General features: G+C 70.1%; 16 protein-coding genes. 8 read left to right on the plus strand and 8 right to left on the minus strand.

Translation table 11 applies throughout. The features are described 5' to 3' along the window. Window positions 1-77: 77 nt before the first annotated feature. From BM249_RS18815 to BM249_RS18840, 6 genes are all read left to right on the plus strand, one after another. Window positions 78-2,930: a bifunctional transaldolase/phosoglucose isomerase gene (locus tag BM249_RS18815; RefSeq protein ID WP_091974887.1), complete on the plus strand. Its 2,853-nt coding sequence runs from the start codon at window positions 78-80 to the stop codon at window positions 2,928-2,930. A 56-nt stretch (window positions 2,931-2,986) separates the two neighbouring features. Continuing rightward, window positions 2,987-3,961 (plus strand): phosphogluconate dehydrogenase (NAD(+)-dependent, decarboxylating), encoded by a 975-nt coding sequence (gene gnd / locus BM249_RS18820; RefSeq protein ID WP_091974888.1) that lies wholly within the window; start codon window positions 2,987-2,989, stop codon window positions 3,959-3,961. A 60-nt stretch (window positions 3,962-4,021) separates the two neighbouring features. Next, window positions 4,022-4,744 carry a 6-phosphogluconolactonase gene (pgl, locus tag BM249_RS18825; RefSeq protein WP_091974890.1) on the plus strand — a complete coding sequence of 241 codons (723 nt, stop codon included), beginning with the start codon at window positions 4,022-4,024 and terminating at the stop codon, window positions 4,742-4,744. 301 nt (window positions 4,745-5,045) lie between these two features. After that, window positions 5,046-7,715 (plus strand): nitrate reductase, encoded by a 2,670-nt coding sequence (locus tag BM249_RS18830; protein ID WP_091974892.1) that lies wholly within the window; start codon window positions 5,046-5,048, stop codon window positions 7,713-7,715. Window positions 7,716-7,754: 39 nt separating this feature from the next. Continuing rightward, window positions 7,755-9,248, plus strand: a complete 1,494-nt coding sequence (gene cysG, locus BM249_RS18835; RefSeq protein WP_091974893.1) for a siroheme synthase CysG — start codon at window positions 7,755-7,757, stop codon at window positions 9,246-9,248. Window positions 9,249-9,337: 89 nt separating this feature from the next. After that, the gene (locus BM249_RS18840; protein ID WP_091974895.1) at window positions 9,338-9,916 is read left to right on the plus strand and encodes an SCO family protein; all 579 of its coding nucleotides are present in this window, start codon (window positions 9,338-9,340) and stop codon (window positions 9,914-9,916) included. On the opposite strand, the gene BM249_RS18845 is transcribed toward BM249_RS18840, so the two are convergent. After that, window positions 9,917-11,773: a glycosyltransferase family 2 protein gene (locus BM249_RS18845; protein WP_244528860.1), complete on the minus strand. Its 1,857-nt coding sequence runs from the start codon at window positions 11,771-11,773 to the stop codon at window positions 9,917-9,919. It lies immediately after the preceding gene. A gap of 44 nt (window positions 11,774-11,817) precedes the next feature. Here BM249_RS18845 and BM249_RS18850 point away from each other — a divergent pair, with 44 nt between their 5' ends. Further along, window positions 11,818-12,732 carry a transporter substrate-binding domain-containing protein gene (locus BM249_RS18850; protein WP_244528861.1) on the plus strand — a complete coding sequence of 305 codons (915 nt, stop codon included), beginning with the start codon at window positions 11,818-11,820 and terminating at the stop codon, window positions 12,730-12,732. On the opposite strand, the gene BM249_RS18855 is transcribed toward BM249_RS18850, so the two are convergent. After that, window positions 12,719-13,879: an MFS transporter gene (locus BM249_RS18855; RefSeq protein ID WP_091974899.1), complete on the minus strand. Its 1,161-nt coding sequence runs from the start codon at window positions 13,877-13,879 to the stop codon at window positions 12,719-12,721. The genes BM249_RS18850 and BM249_RS18855 overlap by 14 nt on opposite strands. A 255-nt stretch (window positions 13,880-14,134) precedes the next feature. Between BM249_RS18855 and BM249_RS18860 the strand changes: the two genes are divergently transcribed. Further along, entirely contained in the window at window positions 14,135-15,814 is a 1,680-nt protein-coding gene (locus tag BM249_RS18860; RefSeq protein ID WP_091974901.1) for a lysine--tRNA ligase, read from the plus strand. Window positions 15,815-16,135: 321 nt separating this feature from the next. Here BM249_RS18860 and BM249_RS18865 read toward each other — a convergent pair whose 3' ends face one another. The 6 genes from BM249_RS18865 to BM249_RS18890 form a co-directional block, all read right to left on the minus strand. After that, on the minus strand, window positions 16,136-17,005 hold the full coding sequence (locus BM249_RS18865) for an SDR family oxidoreductase (RefSeq protein WP_091974903.1): 870 nt from the start codon (window positions 17,003-17,005) through the stop codon (window positions 16,136-16,138). A gap of 4 nt (window positions 17,006-17,009) precedes the next feature. Continuing rightward, window positions 17,010-17,189, minus strand: coding sequence for a DUF1328 domain-containing protein (locus BM249_RS18870; protein WP_091974905.1), 180 nt, complete (start codon window positions 17,187-17,189; stop codon window positions 17,010-17,012). Between the two features lie 102 nt (window positions 17,190-17,291). Further along, window positions 17,292-18,614, minus strand: a complete 1,323-nt coding sequence (locus tag BM249_RS18875) for a chloride channel protein (RefSeq protein WP_091974908.1) — start codon at window positions 18,612-18,614, stop codon at window positions 17,292-17,294. Between the two features lie 93 nt (window positions 18,615-18,707). Then, complete coding sequence (locus BM249_RS18880) at window positions 18,708-20,099, minus strand: deoxyribodipyrimidine photo-lyase (protein ID WP_091974910.1); 1,392 nt, start codon at window positions 20,097-20,099, stop codon at window positions 18,708-18,710. Between the two features lie 404 nt (window positions 20,100-20,503). Then, window positions 20,504-21,598 (minus strand): TRAP transporter substrate-binding protein, encoded by a 1,095-nt coding sequence (locus BM249_RS18885; protein ID WP_091974912.1) that lies wholly within the window; start codon window positions 21,596-21,598, stop codon window positions 20,504-20,506. A 119-nt stretch (window positions 21,599-21,717) separates the two neighbouring features. After that, window positions 21,718-22,836: a branched-chain amino acid ABC transporter substrate-binding protein gene (locus tag BM249_RS18890; protein WP_091974914.1), complete on the minus strand. Its 1,119-nt coding sequence runs from the start codon at window positions 22,834-22,836 to the stop codon at window positions 21,718-21,720. Window positions 22,837-23,120: the final 284 nt, after the last annotated feature.

Raw genomic sequence — 23,120 nt, forward strand, 5'->3', positions numbered from 1 at the left:
GCATTGAACCAACGCTACGATCTCCGCCGCGCATCGGTGCGGCGGATCGAGACGACGGACGACCGAGGAGTTTTCGCATGAATCCGCTCAAGGCGCTCTTCCCCGAACAGGGCCAGGCCGTGTGGCTCGACTTCGTCGCCCGTGGTTTCGTCCTCGACGGCAAGCTCAAGGCCCTGGTGGACGAGGACGGCCTGCGCGGCGTGACCTCGAACCCGTCGATCTTCGAGAAGGCCATCGGCGGCTCGGCGGAATACGACGCCGCCCTGAAATCCGTGATGGACGAAGGCGACGCGCGGGTCATCGACCTCTACGAGGGCTGCGCCATCGCCGACATTCAGGCGGCGGCCGACGTGCTGCGCCCGGTCTACGAGGCGAGCGACGGGGCCGACGGCTACGTCAGCCTCGAAGTCTCGCCCTACCTCGCCCTGAACACCGGGGAAACGCTCGAAGAGGCGCGGCGCCTGCACAAGGCGGTGGCCCGCGACAACCTCATGGTGAAGGTGCCGGCGACGCGCGAGGGTATTCCGGCGATCCGGGCGCTGACGGCCGACGGCATCAGCATCAACGTCACCCTGCTGTTCTCCGTGGAGACCTACGAGGCCGTGGCCCGGGCCTTCATCGAGGGACTGGAGGAATTCGGCGCCAAGGGCGGCGACGTTTCGAAGGTGGCGAGCGTCGCGAGCTTCTTCATCAGCCGCATCGACGTCACCGTCGACAAGGCCCTCGATGAGCGGATCGCTGCCACGGAGGACGCCGACGAGAAGGCGGCCCTGGAGGCCCTCAAGGGCAAGACGGCCATCGCCAACGCCAAGCTGGCTTACCAGCGCTACAAGGCGGTGTTCGCCGAGAGCCGGTGGCAGGCCCTGGCTGCGAAGGGCGCGAAGGCGCAGCGCCTCCTGTGGGCCTCTACGGGCACCAAGAACAAGGCCTATTCCGACGTGCTCTACGTCGAGGAGCTCATCGGCCCCGATACCGTCAACACCATGCCGCCCGCCACCATGGACGCGTTCCGCGACCACGGCACGGTCAAGGCCGCCATCGAGACCGACCTCGACGGCGCCCGCGTGGTGATGGACGGGATCGCCCGCGCCGGGATCGACATCGAGCAGGTCGGCGATCAGTTGGTCGACGAGGGCGTGCAGCTCTTCATCGACGCCGCCGACAAGCTTCTCGGGGCGGTCGCGGGCAAGCGCATCGACTTCCTGGGTCCCAAGCTCGACGGCCAGACCCTGGTCCTGCCCGAACCCATCGCGGCGGAGGCCAGGAAAGCAACGGAAGCTTGGCGCGCATCCGGCGCCATCCGGCGCCTGTGGGCGCACGACAAGACCGTCTGGTCGAATGCCGACGAGGACAGGTGGCTCGGCTGGCTGCGCATCGTCGAGGACGAGCTTACCCACGTCTCGGACTATACCGCCTTCGCGGACGACGTGCGCCAGACCGGCTTCACCGACGTGGTGGTGCTCGGCATGGGCGGGTCGAGCCTCGGCCCCGAGGTCCTGGCCGAGACCTACGGCCACCGCGAGGGCTTTCCGAAGCTGCGCATCCTCGATTCCACCGATCCCGATCAGGTCCGCGAGACGGAAGCCGCGATCACCCTGGAGACGACGCTGTTCATCGTCGCCTCGAAATCCGGCTCGACCCTCGAGCCCAACGTGTTCCGCGATTATTTCCTCGGCCGGATGAAGGCGACCGTGGGCGAGCGTGCCGGCGCGCATTTCGTCGCCGTCACCGATCCGGGCTCGGCCATGGAGGCGGCGGCCAAGGCCGACAACTTCCGGAAGATCTTCTACGGGGTGAAGCAGATCGGCGGGCGCTACTCGGTGCTCTCGGCCTTCGGCCTCGTGCCGGCGGCGGCCTCCGGCATCGACGTCGAAGCGTTCCTGAACACCGCCCGCACCATGGTCCGCTCCTGTGGGCCTGCCGTTCCGCCGGCCCAGAACCCCGGCGTGCTGCTCGGCACGGCGCTGGGGGCGGCCGCCCTTCAGGCCGGCCGCGACAAGGTCACGTTCATCGCCTCGCCCGGTATCGATACGTTCGGCGCCTGGGCCGAGCAGCTCATCGCCGAATCCACCGGCAAGGACGGCAAGGGCCTGATCCCCATCGACGGCGAGCCCGCCGATGTCCCGGCCGTCTACGGCCACGACCGGTTCTTCGTGTACCTGCGCCTCGACAGCCGCGCCGACCCGCGCCAGGACGAGGCCGTGCGCAACCTCGAACGCGAGGGCCATCCCGTGGCCCACATCACCCTCGCCAACCTCGAACAGCTGCCGCAGGAATTCTTCCGCTTCGAGATTGCCACGGCGGTGGCGGGGGCCTTGCTCGGCATCAACCCGTTCGACCAGCCCGACGTGGAAGCGAGCAAGATCGAGACGAAGAAGCTGTTCGACGCGGCCGAGGCGAGCGGCTCGCTGCCCGCCGAGACGCCGCTCTTCTCCGACGACACCCTCGCGCTCTATGCCGACCCGAGGAACGCCGAGGCCCTGCCCGCCGCCGAGGGGATCGACGCGGCCCTCAAAGCTCACCTCGCCCGCGCCAGGACGGGCGATTACGTGGCCCTGCTGGCTTACGTTTCCCGCAACGCCAAGCACCACGCGATCCTGCAGGAGGCCCGCATCCTCCTGCGCGACAAGACCCGCCTCGCCACCTGCCTGGAGTTCGGGCCGCGCTTCCTCCACTCCACGGGGCAGGCCTACAAGGGCGGACCGGACACGGGGGTGTTCCTCCAGATCACCGCCGATCCGTCGGAGGATCTCGCGATCCCCGGCCGTAGCCTCGGTTTCGGCACCGTGGTGGCGGCCCAGGCGCGTGGCGATTTCTCCGTGTTGGCCGAGCGTGGGCGGCGGGCGCTCCGCGTCCACATCAAGGGCGGCGACGTCGAGGCCGGGCTGAAGCGCATCGCGGCCGCGATCAAGGCCGCCGTGGCCGGCTGATCGGAACGCGGCACACGACTCCTGCGAACACCGGGCTTCAGCGAAGGAGATCACCGATGCAACTGGGCATGATCGGCCTCGGCCGGATGGGCGGCAACATCGTCCGCCGCCTCCTGCGCGACGGGCATACGGCCGTGGTGTTCGACCAGAACCCCGAGGCCGTGGCGGCCCTCGTGGCCGAGGGCGCGACGGGGGCGGCGAGCCTCGAAGACTTCGTCGAGAAACTCGATGCCCCCCGCGCCGCCTGGGTGATGCTGCCGGCCGGCGCCATCACGGAGGGTACGGTGGCCAAGCTCGGCGATCTGATGGCCGCCGGGGACGTGATCATCGACGGCGGCAACTCGTTCTACAAGGACGACATCCGCCGCGCCGCCGACCTTGCGCCGAAGGGCCTTCACTACGTCGATGTCGGCACCTCCGGCGGCGTCTGGGGCCTGGAGCGCGGCTACTGCATGATGATCGGCGGCGACACCGAGACCGTCACGCGCCTCGACCCGATCTTCAAGACCCTGGCCCCGGGCGTGGGCACCATCCCGAAGACGCCGGGGCGCGAGGGCCGCGATGCCCGGGCGGAAGCGGGCTACATCCATGCCGGGCCGAGCGGAGCCGGGCACTTCGTCAAGATGGTCCATAACGGCATCGAGTACGGCCTGATGCAGGCCTATGCCGAGGGCTTCGACATCCTCAAGCACGCCAATTCGCCGGACCTGCCCGAGGGCCAGCGCTTCGACCTCAACATCGGCGACATCGCCGAGGTGTGGCGGCGCGGCAGCGTGGTGTCGTCCTGGCTCCTCGACCTCACGGCCGGGGCGCTGGCGGGCGATGAAAACCTCGACGATTTCTCCGGCTTCGTCGCCGATTCCGGCGAGGGCCGCTGGACCCTCAACGCGGCCATCGAGGAATCGGTGCCGGCCAATGTCCTGTCGGCGGCCCTCTACGCCCGGTTCCGCTCCCGCGAGGACGCCAGCTACGCCGACAAGCTGCTCTCGGCCATGCGCAAGGGCTTCGGCGGACACCAAGAACCAAAATAGGTTCTTGCCGCGTCGCGTCCCGCGCGACACGGCTCATCGCAGCCGTCGAAAGGGCCTGGGATGCTTCCGCTTCCGAAGAACTCCGAAATCCTCGCCGATGCCGCCGCCGTGGCGCGCGCGGCGGCCGACCGGCTCGCGTCCCTCTGCGCGGCGACGCCGGATCGGCCCCTCGCGATCTGTCTCTCGGGCGGATCGACGCCCAAACGCCTCTACACCCTGCTGGCCGGAGCGGAGTATCGCGACGTCCTCCCCTGGGACCGTCTGCACTGGTTCTTCGGCGACGACCGCCACGTGCCGTGGGACGATGCCGTGAGCAACGTCCGCATGGCGCGCGAAGCGTTCGCCGGGGCGCCGATCCCGCCGGGCCATGTCCATGGCATGCCGGTGAGCAACGCGATCGCGGCCGACGCCGCGGCCTATGAAGCGGAGTTGAAGGCGTTCTACGGCGCCGGAACCCTCGATCCGGAAAAGCCGCTGTTCGACCTCGTGCTGCTCGGCCTCGGCGAGGACGGCCACACCGCCTCGCTGTTTCCGGGCAAGCCCGCCATCGCGGAGCGCGGCGCCTGGGTCGCCCCGGTGCCGGAGGCGGGGCTCGATCCGTTCGTCCCGCGCCTCACCTTGACGTTTCCGGTTCTCGCCTCGGCTCGCAGCGTTCTGATGCTGGTCACCGGCGAAGCCAAGCGAGCTCCGCTTCGGCGCCTCGCCGAGGGCGAGGATCTTCCGGCGGCCCGGATCGCCGGCCCGGTGGCCTGGCTGCTGGATCGCAGTGCCGCCGACACGTGATACCGTTTCGATGATCGACCGGTCTCGGGCCAAGGGCCGATCCCCGCACTCGTAGGGGCGCCGGATCCACCCACCGCGAAAAGACAATCTCCCCCAAGGGGATCCGGAACTGGCTCACGCCCGTCGGGAGTGGAAGCCCCGATGGGAAAAGCGTCGACGCGGGCACCGGCCAGCGTTCCCGGCGCCCTCGCGCGATGATGAGCCGTGTGAATACGGCCGTGCGGAGGGAGAGGGCTCGCATCGGGCAGGCCCGAGTCTTGCACCCCTCACTCGATCGAATGAACCCGCCGAGGCTCACGCCATGAACGCGCACGTCCAGGCACCCGCCACCGTCAAGACCACCTGTCCGTATTGCGGCGTCGGCTGCGGCGTCCTCGCCACGCCGGACGGGCAGGGCGGCGTCGGCATCGCGGGGGATCGCGCGCATCCGGCGAATTTCGGTCGCCTCTGCTCCAAGGGCTCGGCTCTGGGCGAGACCGTCTCCCTCCATGGGCGCCTGCTGCATCCGCAGGTCGACGGCGCACGCGCGAGCTGGGAGACGGCCCTCGGCACCGTCGCGGACGCCCTGCGAAGGGTCGCCGAACGGCACGGCCCGGATTCCATCGCCTTCTACCTGTCGGGCCAGCTGCTCACCGAGGATTATTACGTTGCCAACAAGCTCGCGAAGGGCTTCATCGGCACGCCCCACGTCGACACCAATTCCCGCCTGTGCATGTCGAGCGCGGTGGCCGCCCACCGCCGCGCCTTCGGTTCGGACACGGTGCCGGGCTGCTACGAGGACCTCGACGAGGCCGACCTCATCGTGCTGGTCGGTTCCAACACCGCCTGGTGCCACCCGATCCTGTTCCGCCGGATGATCGACGCGCGGGCGAAACGCGGCACCAAGCTCGTGGTGGTCGATCCCCGCCGCACCCAGACGGGGGAGGAGGCCGACCTGTTCCTCGGCCTGAAGCCCGGCACCGACACCGCCCTGTTCTCCGGCCTGCTCGTTCACCTCGCGGCCACCGGCGCCGTCGATGCACGCTATGTCGCCGAGCACACCAGCGGCTTCGACGGAGCCCTGGAGCGGGCCGCGAGCATCGCCCCCAGCGTCGCCGCCACGGCCGCCGCCACGGGGCTCGCCGAGGCCGATGTCGCCGCCTTCTTCGCCCTGTTCGCCGGCACCAAGCGCGTGGTCACGGCCTTCTCGCAGGGGGCGAACCAGTCGGCGCAGGGCACCGACAAGGGCAACGCCATCATCAACTGTCACCTCGCCACCGGTCGCATCGGGCAGCCCGGCGCGGGACCGTTCTCCCTCACCGGCCAACCCAACGCCATGGGCGGGCGCGAGGTCGGGGGGCTGGCCAACATGCTCGCCGCCCACATGCACTTCGCCCCCGAGGAGGTGGACCGGGTCCGCCGCTTCTGGAAGGCGCCCAACATCATCACGGGCGAGGGCCTGAAGGCCGTCGCGCTGTTCGAGGCGGTGGCGCGCGGCAAGATCAAGGCCCTATGGGTGATGGGCACCAACCCCGTCGTCTCCATGCCGCGGGCCGACGCCATCCGCGAAAGTCTGAGGGGCCTCGACCTCTACGTGGTCTCCGAGGCCGTGGCCGACAGCGACACGGCCCGCGCCGTGGGGAAGACAACCGTGCTGCTCCCGGCCCTCGCCTGGGGCGAGAAGGACGGCACGGTGACGAATTCCGAGCGCCGCATCTCGCGCCAGCGCGCCTTCCTGAAGGCGCCGGGCGAGGCGCGGGCCGATTGGGCGATCATCACCGACGTCGCCAAGCGCCTCGGCCACGGCGCCGCCTTCGCGTATCCGAACGCAGCGGCCATCTTCCGCGAGCACGCGGCCCTCTCGGCCTACGAGAACAACGGCGCGCGCGACTTCGACATCGGGGCCCTCGCCGACATCCCGGATGCCGCCTACGCGGGCTCGGCTCCGCTGCAATGGCCCCTGCCGAAGCGCGGCAAGGCCAGGGCGCGGCTGTTCGCCGACGGACGGTTCTACACCTTCGACAAGCGCGCCCGCTTCGTCGCCGTGCAGGCGCCGGCCCTCGCGCAGGCGGTGACGGAAGACACCCCCTTCGTCCTCAACACCGGCCGGGTGCGCGACCATTGGCACACCATGACGCGCACGGGAAAGAGCCAGCGCCTCTCGGCCCATCGCGCCGTGCCGTTCGTGGAGATTCACCCCGACGATGCCGCCCGCCTTGGGCTCGCGGAGGGCGATCTCGCCCGGGTCTCCACCCCCCACGGCGCCGCGATCCTGGAAGCGATGCTCGCCGATGGCGTGCGTCCGGGCAACCTGTTCGCGAGTTTCCATTGGAGCGACGCCACGGCGTCCGATGCCCGCGTCGGCGCCCTGGTGCGCGGCGTGCCCGATCCCGTCTCGGGCCAGCCCGAACTCAAGGCGACCCCGGCGGCGCTCGGTCCGGCCCCCTACCGCAGCCGGGGCTTTCTCTTGACGCGGGCCGAGCACACCCCGCCCGCAGGCTGGTGGTGGGCGCGGGCTACCGTGGAGGGCGGTTCGGGGCTGCAATTCGCCACCCAGGAGAGTTCCCGCGCCGTGGCGCTCGCCATGCGCGGCCTGTTCCAGGGCCTGGAGCTTGCCGAATACGCCGACCATGCCAGGGGCCACTATCGCTGCGCCGTCTATGACGGGAATCGCCTCGTCGCCTGCCTCGCTTTCGCTCCGAGCGCGGCGCGGCCCGCCTGGGATCTGGCCAAGGCGATCTTCGCGCAGACCGAACTGGAGCCGAGCGCGCGGCGCGCCCTGCTGTCGGGCCGCGCGGAAACGGCCTCCGCCGGCCCCACGGTCTGTGCCTGCCACGGCGTCGGTCTCGACGTCATCGCGGGGGTGATCGCGGCCGGTGCCGGCTCCGTCGAGGCGGTGGGCGCCGCCTGCAAGGCCGGCACGAATTGCGGCTCGTGCATCCCTGAGATCCGCAAGCTGCTGCCGCAGGTGCTTGCGCGCAACGCAGCATAAGCTCACCTTGTGGGCACCCTCGTTCCAGTTCCGAGTCCCATGAGCACACCCCGCCAGCCCCGCGAAACCCGGCCCGCCGGCTCCGAATCCGCACGCGGCACCGCAGTGGCGGGCCTGGAGCCCCTGGCCGTCCTGCCGGTCTTCGTGCCCCTGCATGGCAAGCGCGCGGTGCTGGCCGGCTCCAACGGAGGGGCCCCCTGGAAGGTGAAACTGCTCGCCGCCGCCGGGGCACAGGTGGATGTCTATGCGCCCGAGCCCAGCGACGAGTTGCGGGCCGTACAGGGCGAGATCGTCGCCGGCTCCGTCACGCTGCACGAACGCCAATGGCAGGAGGCCGATCTCCAGGGCGCGGCCTTCGTCATCGGCGCCATGGAGGACGAGGCCGACTGCATCGAATTCGTCGCCGCCGGGCGCCGGGCGGGCGCCATCGTCAACGCCGTGGACCGCCCGCACCTCTGCGACGTGAAGTTCGGCGCCATCGTCAACCGCTCGCCCATGGTGGTGGGCATCTCGACGGAGGGCGCCGCCCCGGTCTTCGGCCAGACCGTGCGCGCCCGCATCGAGGGCATGCTGCCGCGCGGGTTCAAGGCCTGGATCGGCGCCGCCCGCGACTGGCGCGAGGAGGTCACCGCCCGCTTCCACGGCTTCTCGGACCGCCGCGCCTTCTGGGAGCGGTTCACCGACCGCGCCTTCGCCGAGCCGGACCGGGTGCCGACCGATCGGGATTTGGCCGAGTTGCTCGGCGAGACCGAGGCCGCGCCGAAGGGTGGCGCCGTCACCCTCGTGGGCGCCGGGCCGGGCGACGCCGAACTCCTCACCCTCAAGGCCCTGCGGGCTTTGCGCAACGCCGACGTCATCCTGTACGACGACCTTGTGGCGCCCGAGATCCTCGATTACGCCCGGCGCGAGGCCCGCACCATGCTGGTGGGCAAGACCGGGCACGGCCCGTCCTGCCGCCAGGACGACATCAACGCCCTGATGGTGCAGCTCGCGAAATCCGGCAAGCAGGTGGTGCGCCTGAAATCCGGCGACCCCCTGGTGTTCGGCCGGGCCGGGGAGGAGATCGAGGCCTGCCGTCAGGCGGGCGTACCCGTCGCCATCGTGCCCGGCGTCTCGGCGGCGCAGGGCGCGGCGGCCTCCCTCGGCGTCTCGCTCACCAACCGCGACGCGGCGCGGCGCCTGCAATACGTCACCGGCCACGACCGGCGCGGCGGCCTGCCCGAGGACCTGAACTGGGGGGCACTCGCCGATCCGAGCGTCACAACCGTGGTCTACATGCCGAAGAAGACCCTGCGGGTGCTGCTCGAGCGGGCCATGACCGAGGGCCTCGAGCCCGGCACCCCGGCGCTCCTCGTCTTCAACGCCACCCGGCCGAACCAGCGCGTGGTGGAAGCCAGCGCCGCCGATCTCGCCGACCGGGTCGAAGCCTCCGGCTTCGAAGGACCGGCCCTGCTCATGGTCGGCGAAGCCCTGCGCCGGACGGGCCTCGACACCGTCCTGGCGACCGTCGAACCGGAAAAGCTCGCGATCTGAGGGGGAGGGCGCGGCGACGTTCGGGGTTGCCCCGTCACGCCGCGCATGGTCTTGGACGCCCCATCCCGGATCAGGCCTGAAAGCTGTCCATGCGTCGCGCCCTGCCGCTCATCCTCTTCGCCCTCGGCCTCGTCGTCCTCGGCGGCCTCGCCGTGGTGGTGCTGACGCCGAAGGCCAACGTGGTCGCCACCAGCAGCGTCGGCGGCCCGTTCACCCTGACGGATCAGGACGGGCGGCGCGTCACCGAAGCGGATTTCGCCGGGAAGACGCACCTCGTGTTCTTCGGCTTCACCCATTGCCCGGACGTGTGCCCGACGACCCTGCAGCAGATCGGCGACGTGCTCCGGGCCCTCGGACCGAAGGGCCGGGACGTGAAGGCCCTGTTCATCGCCGTGGACCCCGAGCGCGACACGCCCGCCGCCCTCAAGACCTATCTCGCGAGCTTCGACCCGCGCATCGTCGGGCTGACGGGCACGCCCGAGGAGGTCGCCGCCGCCGTGAAGGGGTATCGCGCCTATGTCCGCAAGGTGCCGACGAAGGACGGCGACTACACCATGGAGCACACGGCCCTCGTCTACGTCATGGACGGTCAGAACCGCTTCGTGAATGCCCTCAACCTCGCCCGGCCGCCCGAGGCCGCCGCCGCCGAACTCGACAAAATGCTGTGATCAGCCGGCGCGGTTGAGGGCACCGCTGCGGGAACTGCGCGCGAGCCCGTGCTCGGTCTTGTTCCAGCGATCGGGGGCGAAGATGAGTTCGACGAGCCCGAGCCACGCCCCAGCGCTGACGAGGAGAAAATAGGCCGGCATCAGCGGCACGTAACGCAGCAGATCCCCCCAACCCCGGCGCACGCAGCCCAGGGCCGCCGGCAACAGCATGGCGAGGAAGCCGGAGAGGAAGACCGTCAGCGCCGTACCGGTGGGCAGGTTGACCCAGAAGCCGTCACGCGGTTCGACCCCGGCGAACAGGAACCGGTAGACCGCGTGCCCCATGAAGAACGGGTAGACGAGGGCGCAGGCCACGGTGCCGGGCACCAGGGCGAGGGCCGCGAGGCTCCCGAGGGGGCCGAGATCCCGCAGCGTCCGGCCCGGATCGCGGCCATGGGTGAAGCTCGTCTGGATGAAGCCCTTCATCCAGCGGGCGCGCTGGGGCAGCCAGGCCCCGAGGGTGACGGGGGCTTCCTCGTAGGTGCTGCTCGGTAGATCCCCGACCCGGTAGCCCGCCCGCGCCAGGCGCAGGCCCAGATCCGCATCCTCGGTGACGTTCCAGGCATCCCAGCCGTGGACGGCACGCAGGATATGGGTGCGGAAATGCGTCGAGGTGCCGCCCAGGGGAATTGGAACGTTCCAGGCGGCCAGAGCCGGGATCAGCACGTCGAACAGGGCGGCGTATTCGAGGGCGAAGCATGTCTGCAGGAGGCCGTCGCGCTCGTTGTCCATGACGAGGCGCCCCTGCAGGCAGGCGGTCTTCGGATCGCTCCGCGCGAACAACGCCGCGGCCGCGCGCAGCTGCCCCGGATCGGGCACGTCCTCGGCGTCGTAGACCACGAGGCAGCTGCCCCGGGCGAGGGGCAGGGCGGCATTGAGGGCGCGGGGCTTCGTGCGCGGCAGGCCGGGCGGCACCACGACGATCTCCGCCCCCGGCGGCAGGGTGGCGGCCTTCAGGGCGGCCGCCGTCTCGGTGTCGTGGGCCTCGATGAGGAATTTGACGTCGAGCTTCGCCGCCGGATAGTCGAGGGCCGACAGGGCCGCCGCGAGGCGCGGCACCACCTTCGCCTCCCGGTGCAGGGCGACGAACACGGTGTAGACGGGCAGATCCGCGTCCGCCAACGGCTCCGGTACGCGCGCATCATCCTCCGCGATGCTCACGGCTGCGACCCGCAGGGTGACCATGGCGAGGAGCAGGAGTTGGGCGAGGGTCCAGACACCGAGGACGAGGGCGGGCGAGAGTTCGATCATCGCCAGGGCGACCACGCCGACGACGAGGCCCGCGATGGCGAGGGACGGCCCCATGGGTCGAGCCTTCAAGGCCCAGTCCGGTCGATGGACCTGAAGCGCGTCCGCCGCGTGGGCGGCAATGCCCTTGGGGTTGGCGGCGAAGATTGCCAGGCGGAGCGCGCCCGGCGTCGTGAGCGCCGGCATCCGGTCCGTTGGGCTGCGGCCGCGCAGCAATTCCGCGATGCCGCCGCCGCGCGGGGCGAGGACGAAGGCGGCGGGCGCCCCCGGTTCGAGGGGCGCGAGGCCGGCGACGAGGCTGTCGGGGTAGCGTGCCCCGGCCCCCAAGGGGATCGGATCGGCGAGGAAGGGCGTTCCGAGTTCCGCCGCAAGCGCCCGATAATAGACGTCCTCCGTCATGGCGCCCGTGGCCAGGAGGGCACCCGCTCCGTCGGTGCCCCAGGCACGGGCCCGATCGGCGGCGCGGGCCAACACCGCCGGATCGGTGCCGTGACGCAAGAGAAAGGCGAGGTCGGGCGGCAGCGGGGCGATGCCGGCCCGCGATGCGAAGGGGAAACCGAGGATCGACAACGGGATCGTCTCCCGGCGGCTCGAGAACGTGCTAGGGAGACGGCGTGAGCCAGACCGCATCCGCGCGCAACCAGCGCACCATGATCACAACCCTGAGGTCAAGACGGCTCCGGTGGTTACCGGTGGTTATCGCCTTGGCCGTCGGCCTGCCGAGCCAGGGCACGGCAACAGAGGCGCCTCCGGCGGGGCAGGGGATCGCCATCCCCAATTTCTGGAATCCCCGCGCGCGCCAGGAGCGCATCGACACCCCCCAGGCGGGCCGCACGATCCGCTTCCTAACGGACGACGAGTTTCCGCCCCTGCATTTCCCCGGACCGGACGGCACGCCCACGGGCTTCTCCGTCGAACTCGCCCGCGCCGTCTGCGAGAAGCTCGCCCTCACCTGCACGGTGCAGGCCCGGCGCTTCGATACCCTCCTCGACGCCCTCTCCGACAAGCAGGGCGACGTGGTCGCCGCCGCGATCCCCCTGACGCCGGCCCTGCGGGCGCGCTTCCTGGCGACGCGGCCGTATTTCCGCTGGCCGGGGCGGTTCATCGCCCGCACGGACAAGGGCCTACCGGTTCCGTCCGCCGCGTCACTGGCGGGACGCAGCGTCGGCGTCGTGGCGGGCAGCGCCCACGCGGCCTATCTCGCGGCGTTCTTCCCCAAGGCCGTCGCCCGCGACGTCACCGACCTCGCGGCGGCCGAGGGCGCCCTGCGGCGGGGTGAGGTGGACTACGTCTTCGCCGACGGCCTCAATCTCGCCCTCTGGATCGGCGGTATCGAATCGGCCCAGTGCTGCGCCTTCATCGGCGGGGATTACTTGGAGAACCGCTATTTCGGCGAGGGTATCGGCCTCGTCACCCGGCCCGACGACGCGGTCCTCACCCGCGCCCTCGACGACGCGCTCCAGCAGGTCTGGGACGACGGCAAATACGCCGAACTCTACCTGCGGTTCTTCCCCGTCAGCCCGTTCTGAACGCGATGCGGCGCCCGCAGGCGGCGACGCCCAGCAGCATCAGGGCGATGACGAGGAAGGCCGTGTCGAGGCTGGTGGCGTGGGCGACGAACCCGATGGCCGCCGGTCCCGTGAGCACCCCGGCATAGCCCAGGGTGGTGACGGCAGGGATGGCGAGGCGCTCGGGCATCGCGCCCTGGCGGGCGGCGGCCGTGAACAGCACCGGCACGATGTTGGCGCAGCCCGCTCCGACCAGGGCATAGCCGAGGAGGGCGGCGCCCCATCCCGGCACGAGGACCACGATGCCGAGGGCCGCCGCCGCCATCAGGGCGCCGAACCCGACGATGCGGACCCGCCCGACCCGGCGCACGAGGGCGTCGCCCGCGAGGCGTCCCACGGTCATGGTGAGGGAGAATGCCGCGTAGCCGAGCCCGGCCCGGGACAGCTCGACCCCGCGCTCGCGCGCGAGGAACACCGCGCTCCAATCGAGGGCTGCGCCCTCGGTGAGGAACACCACGAAGCAGAGGAGGCCGATGCCGAGGACCGGCCCCCGTGGAATCGCGAAGGCCGGGCCGCCCCGGGCCTCGGCGGAGAGGAGCCCCGGCAAAGCGCCCGCGAACGCCGCGACGATGCCGGCCGCCACGCACAGGGTCGCCGTGGGCGGCGTCAGGCCCAGGCCGAGGAGGGCGCTGACGCCGGCGGCACCAACGATGCAGCCGAGGCTGTACAGGCCGTGGAAGCCCGACATCATCGGTCGGCCGGCTTGGCGCTCCACGGCGACGGCCTGGATGTTCATGAGGCAATCGAGGCCTCCGAGTCCCGCCCCGAGTCCGAACAGCGCCAGGGCCAGGACCGGGATGCTCCCCGACGCGGACAGGGCGGCGAGGGCGGCGCAGACGGCGGCGACACAGGCCGCCAGGACGGTGCGGGCGCCCCAGCGCCCCGCCAGGGCGCCGGCCACGGGCATCGCCGCCAGGGAGCCGATGCCGAGGCAGAGCAGCAGCCCGCCGAGGTTCGCGGCATCGAGGCCGGCCCGCGCCGCCACGAACGGCACAAGGGGCGCCCAGGCGGCGACGCCGAAACCGACGATGAGGAACAGGAGGCGCGTGGATCGAATCTCGACGGTCGAGACCGTCCGGGCGGCGTTCTCGAAATCTTGGGTCGTCATGGAGCCTTGTCGAAGCGGTGCGGTGCGTCGGCACGGAGCCACCCTCGCAGGGCGACGCGGCGAACGTGTGAAGCGCGGGGTGAATGGCGCCGCCTCCCGCCACCGACCGGCATCTTTGTCCGGAAACCGGGTCCCTCTTTCGGGGGCGATGCTCTAGGGTACCGCCCTCCACCGAGAGGCTTCCTGCGCCGAGGCATTCCCCTCGCGAGGACGCTCGTTTCGCCAAGACGCTCACCTGGAACTGACCCCGGCCTCATGTCGTCCCCGATTTCGCCCCCGCTCGCCCTCGATCCCGCCCTCATCGAGGCCGCCGCCTCAGCCACCGCGTGGCCGTTCGAGGAGGCGCGTAAGCTGGTGGCGCGGCTCGAGCGCAAGCCCAAGAGCGAAGTGCTGTTCGAGACCGGCTACGGCCCGTCCGGTCTGCCGCATATCGGCACGTTCGGCGAGGTCGCCCGCACCTCCATGGTCCGTCATGCCTTCCGGGTGCTGACGAAGGACAGCGTGCCGACGCGGCTCATCGCGTTCTCGGACGACATGGACGGCCTGCGCAAGGTGCCGGACAACGTGCCGAACAAGGAGATGCTGATCGCGGCCCTCAACCAGCCCCTGACGCGAGTGCCGGACCCGTTCGGCACGCACGAGAGCTTCGGTGCCCACAACAACGCGGAGCTGCGCCGCTTCCTCGACGCCTTCGGCTTCGACTACGAATTCCGCTCCGCCACCGAGTGCTACAAGGCCGGCCTGTTCGACACCGCCCTGCTGACGGTGCTGGAGCGTTACGAGGCCGTGATGGCCATCATGCTGCCGTCCCTGCGCGCGGAACGCTCGGCGAGCTACTCGCCGTTCCTGCCGATCCATCCGGTGACGGGCGCGGTGATGCAGGTCGCCATCGACGAGGTGCGGCCGAACACCGGCACCCTGGTCTGGCGCGATCCCAAGACCGGAGATGCCTACGAGACCCCCGTCACCGGCGGTCACGCCAAGCTGCAATGGAAGCCCGATTGGGCCATGCGCTGGGTGGCGCTCGGCATCGATTACGAGATGGCCGGCAAGGACCTCATCGATTCCGTGAAGCTGTCGGGCGAGATTGCCCGCGCCCTCGGAGGCGAGCCGCCGGAGGGGTTCAACTACGAACTGTTCCTCGACAAGGACGGCAAGAAGATCTCGAAGTCGAAGGGCAACGGCCTGTCCATCGACGATTGGCTCGTCTACGGCACCGCCGACAGCCTCGCGCTGTTCATGTACAACAAGCCCCGCGAGGCCAAGCGCCTGTTCGTCGAGATGGTCCCGCGCCAGGTCGACGATTACCTCGGCTTCCTCGAAAAGTTCCCCGGCCAGGAGCCGGCCCAGCAGCTCGGCAATCCGGTCTGGCATCTCCATGCCGGTCGCCCGCCCGCAGCGGAGGCCGTGGGCAAGGGCGGCGCCCTGAACTTCGCCATGCTCCTCAACCTCGCGGCGGTGGCCAACACGGAGGACCCGGCGGTGCTGTGGGGCTTCATCCGCCGCTACGATCCGACCGTGGGGCCCGAGACCCATCCGGTCCTCGCCCGCCTCGTCGGCCATGCCCTGGCCTATTACCGCGACGTGGTGCGCCCGCAGAAGACCTACCGGGCGGCGACGGAGACGGAGGCCGCGGCCCTCTCCGACCTGTCCGAGACCCTGGCGGCGCATGAAGGCTCCGTCGATCCGGAGGGACTGCAGGCCGTGGTCTACGAGGTCGGCCGCCGGCATTTCCCCGATCTCACGGGCAAGGCGAAGAGCCCGGACGGGCGCCCCGGCGTGTCGCAGGCGTGGTTCACCACGATCTACAACGTGCTGTTCGGCGAGGCGCGCGGCCCGCGCTTCGGCTCGTTCGTCGCCCTCTACGGCGTCGCCGAGACCCGCGCGCTCATCGCCGAGGCCCTGTCCGGAGCTTTCGTCCCAGCCACAGCTTGAACGTGCAACAAAAACCCACACCCCTGCGGATTGGCGCATCATTCTGCTTGTCGGCGCCGGGGTGTGCGGTTAGAAGCCTGTCTCAACAAGACAAAAAAAGGCCGCCCCTGTAGGAGCGGCCCGAAGTCTAGGGAGGAAACGCCCAAGAAGGGCACACTGTGGCGACGCCATCGCCGCAGTGCATGAAAATCAAATGACATTTTGCATTGCACCCGACAACGCCTGAAATTGGCGGAGGGGGTATGCGCGAAATGCAAGGAATCGTTTTCACCTTGGCTGTAGCGGGACGTTTCGACGTCCCGTTTTCGTTTGGCGGAGCGCTCAAGCGGCCGTCTGCGGCAGGCCGAGCTGGTCGAGGCTCAGGAGCCAGACCCGCTCTTGCAAGTCGAGGTCGGCGGCACGCCGCGAGGTCGCCTTGGGGCGTGAACGCGCGAAGTAACGCCCCGTCACCCCGTCGAGGTCGGAAGCCGTCGCGACGTGGAGAGACGTGCGCGCCCCGTCCACAGGCGTCCGCATGAACGGCCGGATGAGGCGCCAGCCCAAACCGAACCAGCCGCCGGTGTCACCGGCAAACCCGCTCGCGATGACGCCGGGATGCAGGGCATTCACGGTGACGCCGGTTCCTGCGAGGCGGCGGGCGAGGGCGGCCGTGAACAGCACGTTGCCGAGCTTCGCCTGGGAATAGACCGCCATGGCCGAGAATCGGCGGGCATGCCCGAGATCGTCGAACCGGATACGGCCGCGCGTATGCGCCGCCGACGCGACATTGACGATCCGCGACGGCGCGCTCGCCTTCAGTAGATCGAGGAGGTCGAGGCTCAGGAGCACGTAGGCGAGGTGATCGAGCGCCCAGGTGCGCTCGATTCCGTCGGGCGTCAGGGCATGCCGGTCGAAGATCGCCCCGGCATTGTTCACGAGGACGTCGAGGCGCGGATAGAGCGCCCGAACCTCGCGGGCGAGGCGGCGCACCTCCGCCTGCGCGGAGAGATCCGCCGTGAAGGCATCGACCCGCGCGCCCGGCACGGACGAGCGAATCCGCTCGACGGCGGCGCGCGTCCGGGCGACATCGCGCCCGACCAGACCGACCCGGAAGCCGTGCCGGGCCAGCCCGAGGGCGGTCTCGAAACCGATTCCCGAAGTGGAGCCGGTGACGAGGGCGATTCTGTCCTGCACCGGCGTCCCCGATGTCATCGGATCAGAAGACGGCCTGACCGACCGCGAACGCCACCACCACGATGACGATCGCCACCACGAGGAACAGGCCGAACAGGATGCGGGCGAGGGAGCCGGCCCCCGAGGCGATCCCGGTGAAGCCGAGGCCACCCGCGATGAGGGAGATGACGAAACAGATGAGGGCCCATTTCAACAGGGTCATGCGCAGCACTCCAGCACGCGAAATCGAGCGGTCAACCCTGCGGCCACGCTTCCGTTCCCATCGGGCGGGCCGATCGTCGAAACGAACCGGACATTTCGCGCGTCAGCCGGTGCGGCGCGCGTCCTCCCGCGCCAGGAGACTCTCCGCCAGGGCGTGGTAGAGCCCCTCGCGGCATACGGCCTTCGAGACGGCGTCGGCGATGAGGGCCGCGATCATCAGCGGGATCATCAGGGAGTGCTCCTGGGTCATCTCGGTGACGATCACGAAGGCGGTGATGGGTGCCTGTAGGGCGCCCGTGAGGTAGGCGACCATGCCGATCAGCACGAGGGCGGCCACGGGCACCCCCGAAAACAGGTCCTGCAGGGCGCCGCCGAGGCCGGCTCCGACACTGAGCGACGGCGCGAACAGTCCGCCCGGGATCCCGCTGATGGCCGAGAGCAGGGTGGCGAGGAACTTCAGCGGCGCGAAGGTGTACGAGCCTTCCCCGGTGCCGTGCAGGAGGGCGCGGGCCTCCTCGTAGCCGGTGCCGTAGGCGGCGCCGCCCGAGGCGAGACCGCAGAGGGCGACGCCGAGGCCGCAGGCCGCCGCGAAGACGACGGGCCGGCGCCCGATGGCGGCTCCGAGGCGGCCCGGGAATCCGCGCGCGAACAGGATGACGAGGCGGCCGAACCCACCGCCCATCAGACCTCCGGCGATTCCGAGCACCGGCACGGCGATCCAGCCGGAGCCGAACGGCAGGGTCGCGTCCGAGGTGCCGAAATAGGTGTAATTGCCGGTGATCGCCATGGCGGTCAGACCCGCCGCCACGATGGCCGCCACGATCAGGCCGCCGGTCCGGGTCTCGTAGGCGCGCCCGAGTTCCTCGATCCCGAACACGATGCCGGCGATGGGGGTGTTGAAGGCGGCGGCGACGCCGGCCGCGCCCCCGGCGAGGATGAGGCCGGGCTGGCGATGGGGCGTGAGATGGCCGACGGCGGCCATGATCGCCGCGCCGACCTGAACGGTCGGTCCCTCGCGCCCGGTGGAGGCGCCGAACAGGAGCCCCAGGGCCATCACCAGGATCTTGCCGGCGGCGGTGCGCAGGGACACGAGGGCGCGGCGCAGGGTGATGTCGGCGGTCTGTCGGGCCGCGATCACCTGGGGAATGCCCGACCCTTGCGAATTCGGGAACACCGTGCGGGCGAGGAAAGTGCACAGGGCGAATCCCGCCGGCGTCACCACCAAGGCCAGCCAAGGCGACAGGGACAGGATCGCGCGAAACCCGCCCTGCGCCGCATCGGCGAGCTTGGCCATCAGCACGGCGGCGAGTCCGACGCCGATCCCGCCGATTAGGAACATCAGCCGGCGTCGCCACAGCGCGAAGGCATCGACGGCTCCGCTGCGCAGGCGCGTGAAGGCTGGGCGAACGCGGGAACGGGGCTGCATCGCGGTGTCGACTCTGGAACCGGGGGCGTGCGCCGCGTCAGGCATGGAGCGCACCGGCGAAACGTGTACCCGACCCCTCCTCGGCGATCACGCTCAGTTCTTTTCCGCCGCGCACAGGGCCTCGACGGTCTTGAGGTAGGCTTTGGCGTCGAACTTCCGCAGAGAGTTCTCGCTCTGGTAGCGCACGGTGCCGAACACCTTGCGCCGTGCCCAAGGACGGTCGTGCAGACCATAGACCCAGGCGACGTTGGTGAACGAGTTCGCGTCGCGCCCGTCGAGGAAATAGCGGTTGTTGAGGCGCAGGGTGCGGGCGAAGCCGTCCTCGGGGGAGGGTGACCATTCGAGGATCTTCTTGCCCCAGTACATGCGCAGGTGATTGTGCATATAGCCGGTCTCGCGCATCTCGGCCTGGGCGGCGTTCCAGTAGCGGTCGTGGGTACGGCCCTCGGCGAGTTCGTCTTCGGTGTAGGTGTGGGGGCGCCGGTCGTCGGCGTGCTCCGCCAGGGCTTTGCGCGCCCATTCGGGCACCGCCTGCGCGTAGGCATCGTAGCCTTGCGTGTAATGGACGTGGTTCATGGCGAGTTCGCGCCGCACGATGACCTCTTCGAGGTAGGCGGCCTTGTCCTCGGGGCCACCGGCCTTCGCGGCCCGCACGGCCAGCGCGATCTCCACGGGCGAGATCTGGCCGAAATGCAGGTAGGGGCTCATGTGGGAGGCCGCGCCCGCCTCGGGCTTGTTGCGGTCGGTCCCGTAATCGGCGAACGGCCCGGTGAGATAGGCCTTGAGGCGACGGCGCGCCTCGGTCTCGCCGCCGACGAAGCGCTTCACCGGGGGGACCTTCCGGTCGAGGGTCATGCCGGCGAGGACGGCGTCCGGATCGGCGATGTCGACGTCGCCCTTCGGTAGGCCGCGCCCGGCCCGATGCTTCACTGTACGCTCGGACAGGCCCTCGATGTATTCGTCGAACAGGCGATGGAGCTTCGGACGCAGGGTGCGGGCGGCGAACTCGTGCTTGGCCGAGGCGATCTCGACGGGCACGACGACATCGCCCTCGACCTGGACGATACGGGTCTTCACGGCCGCGACGATCGCGCCGTACCACGTCTTCTGAATCGCGAGGTAGCCCCGGTCGAGGACGAGGAGGGCGGCGTCGCGGGCGAGATCGATGGCGATCTCGGCGGGCGAGGTCTTGCGCATGCAGAAGCCGATGCCTCGGGTATCGAGCCCCTTCTTGGCATCCGCCAATCCCTGAAGCAGGAAGGCATAGTGCCGGGCGTTGGCTTCGGGAAAACCGTTGGCCCCGTCGAGGAGACCGAAGCAGGCGACGACGGGAAGGCCGAGGCGGTTGGCTTCCGTGACGGCGTATTCCAGGGCGGGATTGAAATGCGCGCGATTCGCCTGCTGGAGCAGATAGACGACGTAAGCGCCGTCCTCACGGGGGGGAACGTCATTGAGGACCGTGATTCGCCCTGCCTGAATGGCCATCGTGGCTGCGGCTCCCCTGCGCGTGCTGAAAGATTGATCGGTCACGTGAACGTCCCCGCGAGGGACACGCGCGGACTTCAACCGACGAAGGGGGTGGAACGATCCCCGAACGAGGACCAAAACCCATTCGTCTTCAGCGCGTTGCCCCGTCCCGACCCGCCACGGACTGAGAGGCAACCTCGGCAAGCCCCCCTGCGTCATTTTGGATACAGAAACAGCGCAATGTGAACGGGTGCCCGAAAAGCGACAGGGCTGCTGCCCCAACGACCTTGCAATTTCTTACCAGAGGATCAGATTGTGCATTGCGGGAACGCGATGGCGTCGCGGTCCTGCTGCCCTTCTTGGGCGTTTCCTCCCTAGACTTCGGGCCGCTCTTCGGAGCGGCCTTTTTTCTGACCGGTGGCCTAGCCCCTGGCGCGGGCGCGGATCATGAAGTTGTCATAGGTATATTCGGCGACCTGGAACCAGAGATATTCCTCGTTCCGGAAGGTCCGCATCGCCTCGTAGATGCGCTTGAAGTCGGGATTCTTGGCCGCGATCTCACCGTAGACATCCGTGGAGGCCTTCAGGGCCGCTTCCATCACGTCCTGTGGGAACGGGCGCAGCTGCGCCCCGGCCGCCACGAGGCGGCGCAGGGCCTTGGGGTTACGGGCGTCGTAGCGGGCTTGAACGTCGGCGTGAACCTGGGCGGCGGCGGCCCGGAGGATCGCCTGATAGGTCTTCGGCAGACCGGCCCACGCCTCGGCGTTGACCCAGGCGTGGATGAGCGCGCCGCCCTCCCAGAAGCCGGGATAATGATAGATCGGCGCGACCTTCTGGAGATTGAGCTTCTCGTCGTCGACGGGACCGATCCACTCGGCGGCGTCGATCGTCTTGGCGTCGAGGGCGGCGTAGATCTGCGGGCCGGGGGTCGCCTGCGGCACGGCGCCGAGCTTCGCCAGAACCTGGGCGCCGAGGCCGGCGATACGGATCTTCAGGCCCTGCAGATCGGCGACCGTCTTGATTTCCTTGCGGAACCAACCGCCCATCTGCGCCCCGGTGTTGCCGGCCGGCAGGGCCACGAGGCCGTTACGGCCGAAGATCTCGGCGAACAATTCGGCCGCGCCTCCGTCGAGCCACCACGCGGTCTGGCCGCGGGCGTTGAGCCCGAAGGGCACGGCCGCGGCGAGGGCGAAGGTCGGATCCTTCGCGAGCCCCTGCGTCGCGGGCGCGTAGCCCATCTCCACGGTGCGGGCGGTCACGGCGTCGAGGACACCATCGCCGGCCACCGGCTCACCCGGGGCCTGCACGGCGATCTGGAAACGGCCGTCCGTGGCCTCGCCCACGAGGCGAGCCAGGGTTTCGGCGCCGCCGAACAGGATGTCCAGGCTCTTCGGGTAGGCGCAGGCCAGGCGCCAGCGCAGATCCGGCGCCGCCTGCGCACGGGCGGGTGCGGCCATGGCGGTCGCTCCACCGAGACCGGCGGCGAGGAGGGCGCGACGGGGAAAGGTTTGGGACATGAGCCTTCGCTTCAGATAGGATCCGACGCCGCCGGAGCGGCACCGCCGGGCGGCCTTCGCTTCACGAACGAGTACCCGCCGGAAACGATCCCGTCCGGCACGCCTTTGCGCGAGCGGCGCTACTTGGCGTACGTGAAGGTTCCGTCGTTCCAGACGTAGAGAACGTAGCCCTGCGCCGTCACGTCGCCCTTGGCGTCGAACCCCACGGAGCCGAGCACGAGGTCGAAGCGCTCCGTGTGGAGGGTGGCGGCGATGCGCTTCGAATCCTGGCTATGCGCGAAGGTGCCGGCCGCCACGAGGGCCTGGAGGGCGGCATAGCCGTAGATCGTGGAGCCCTCGGGCTCGACGCCTTCCGCCTTGAATGCCGCGACCACGGCGGCGGCTTCGGGCTTGCGGCGGGGGTCGAGGTAGAAGGTCATCAGGACGCCGTTGCTGGCGGTCCCCGCGAGGGTGGCGAATTCCTGAGTGGCGATGGCCGAGGTCCCGAACCATTGCGGCTTGAAGCCCCGCTCGGCCGAGATCCGCACGAGGCGACCCATCTCGCGGGCGTCGCCGCCGTAATAGGCCACCGCGATGCCGGCCTCCTTCAGACGGTCGGCGAGGGCCGCGTCGTCGGCGTCGCTCGCCGTGAAGGCTGTGGCGAGGGTCTCGTTGATGCCGATGCGGTTGAGATTCTCCTTCGTCGCGGCGGCGAGGTTGCGCGACCCCGGCGTCCCGTCGTTGAGGATCGCGATCTTCTTGTCGCGGAACCGCTCGGCCAGCACCGTGGCGGAGAGCTTGGCCTGATCGTCGTCGCGCCCGCATACGCGGAAGATCGTGGGAAGACCGCGATCGGTCAGGCGCGCGGCGACGGAGGCCGCCGTGATCATCAGAGTTCCGTTGGCGGCATAGACGTCGGAGGCCGCGAGGGAGGCGTTGGAGCAGACGTGGCCGACCACGAGGCGCACGCCCTGCGCGGCGTAGTGATTGGCCACCGCCACGGCCTTGTTGGAATCGCAGGCGTCGTCCTGCACGTCGAGGACGATGGTCTGGCCGTCGAGGCCCCCCTTGGCGTTGGCATCACGCGCCGCCGCCCGCACCCCACGCAGCACCTGCTCGCCCACGGCGACATAGGCGCCCGAACGCGGCACCGCGACACCGATGACGACGTCCGCCCGCGCTGCCCCGGCGCCCATCGGCAGGAGGCCGAGCAGGACGAGGCGGGCCACCCACCCGTCGAGCGCGAGGCGCCGGATCATGCGTCTGAACCTCGTCTCGCCCCGTCTCACGCCTCGTTCGACCTCAGGAAGGTTTCAGCGGAACTGTCCGAAGGCGGCGCGTTCCGCCCCAGGACCGGCCGACCCGTGCGGGATGCCGCGCGAGAACGCAAGGGGGGCATGCCTTCGCGTCCTCGACCGGCATCGGCCCCTCCCGTCTCCGCTCAGCGCGAGACGCTGTAGATCGACGCGCCGGCGGCGACGGGGGCGGTGACGGTGGAGAACACCGAGAGGACCTTCTGGACCTCGGTGAAGGGAGCGTTGGA

This window comes from Methylobacterium gossipiicola, from assembly GCF_900113485.1.
In the GTDB taxonomy this organism is placed as follows: domain Bacteria; phylum Pseudomonadota; class Alphaproteobacteria; order Rhizobiales; family Beijerinckiaceae; genus Methylobacterium; species Methylobacterium gossipiicola.

Bases quoted from the DNA above. Each gene is read 5' to 3' on its own strand.
- BM249_RS18880 (WP_091974910.1), bottom strand. From the start codon at position 20,099: ATGGCCATTCAGGCAGGGCGAATCACGGTCCTCAATGACGTTCCCCCC.
- pgl (WP_091974890.1), top strand. From the start codon at position 4,022: ATGCTTCCGCTTCCGAAGAACTCCGAAATCCTCGCCGATGCCGCCGCC.
- BM249_RS18890 (WP_091974914.1), bottom strand. From the start codon at position 22,836: ATGATCCGGCGCCTCGCGCTCGACGGGTGGGTGGCCCGCCTCGTCCTG.
- BM249_RS18815 (WP_091974887.1), top strand. From the start codon at position 78: ATGAATCCGCTCAAGGCGCTCTTCCCCGAACAGGGCCAGGCCGTGTGG.
- BM249_RS18840 (WP_091974895.1), top strand. From the start codon at position 9,338: ATGCGTCGCGCCCTGCCGCTCATCCTCTTCGCCCTCGGCCTCGTCGTC.
- BM249_RS18860 (WP_091974901.1), top strand. From the start codon at position 14,135: ATGTCGTCCCCGATTTCGCCCCCGCTCGCCCTCGATCCCGCCCTCATC.
- BM249_RS18875 (WP_091974908.1), bottom strand. From the start codon at position 18,614: ATGCAGCCCCGTTCCCGCGTTCGCCCAGCCTTCACGCGCCTGCGCAGC.
- cysG (WP_091974893.1), top strand. From the start codon at position 7,755: ATGAGCACACCCCGCCAGCCCCGCGAAACCCGGCCCGCCGGCTCCGAA.
- BM249_RS18885 (WP_091974912.1), bottom strand. From the start codon at position 21,598: ATGTCCCAAACCTTTCCCCGTCGCGCCCTCCTCGCCGCCGGTCTCGGT.
- gnd (WP_091974888.1), top strand. From the start codon at position 2,987: ATGCAACTGGGCATGATCGGCCTCGGCCGGATGGGCGGCAACATCGTC.
- BM249_RS18870 (WP_091974905.1), bottom strand. From the start codon at position 17,189: ATGACCCTGTTGAAATGGGCCCTCATCTGTTTCGTCATCTCCCTCATC.
- BM249_RS18830 (WP_091974892.1), top strand. From the start codon at position 5,046: ATGAACGCGCACGTCCAGGCACCCGCCACCGTCAAGACCACCTGTCCG.
- BM249_RS18855 (WP_091974899.1), bottom strand. From the start codon at position 13,879: ATGACGACCCAAGATTTCGAGAACGCCGCCCGGACGGTCTCGACCGTC.
- BM249_RS18865 (WP_091974903.1), bottom strand. From the start codon at position 17,005: ATGACATCGGGGACGCCGGTGCAGGACAGAATCGCCCTCGTCACCGGC.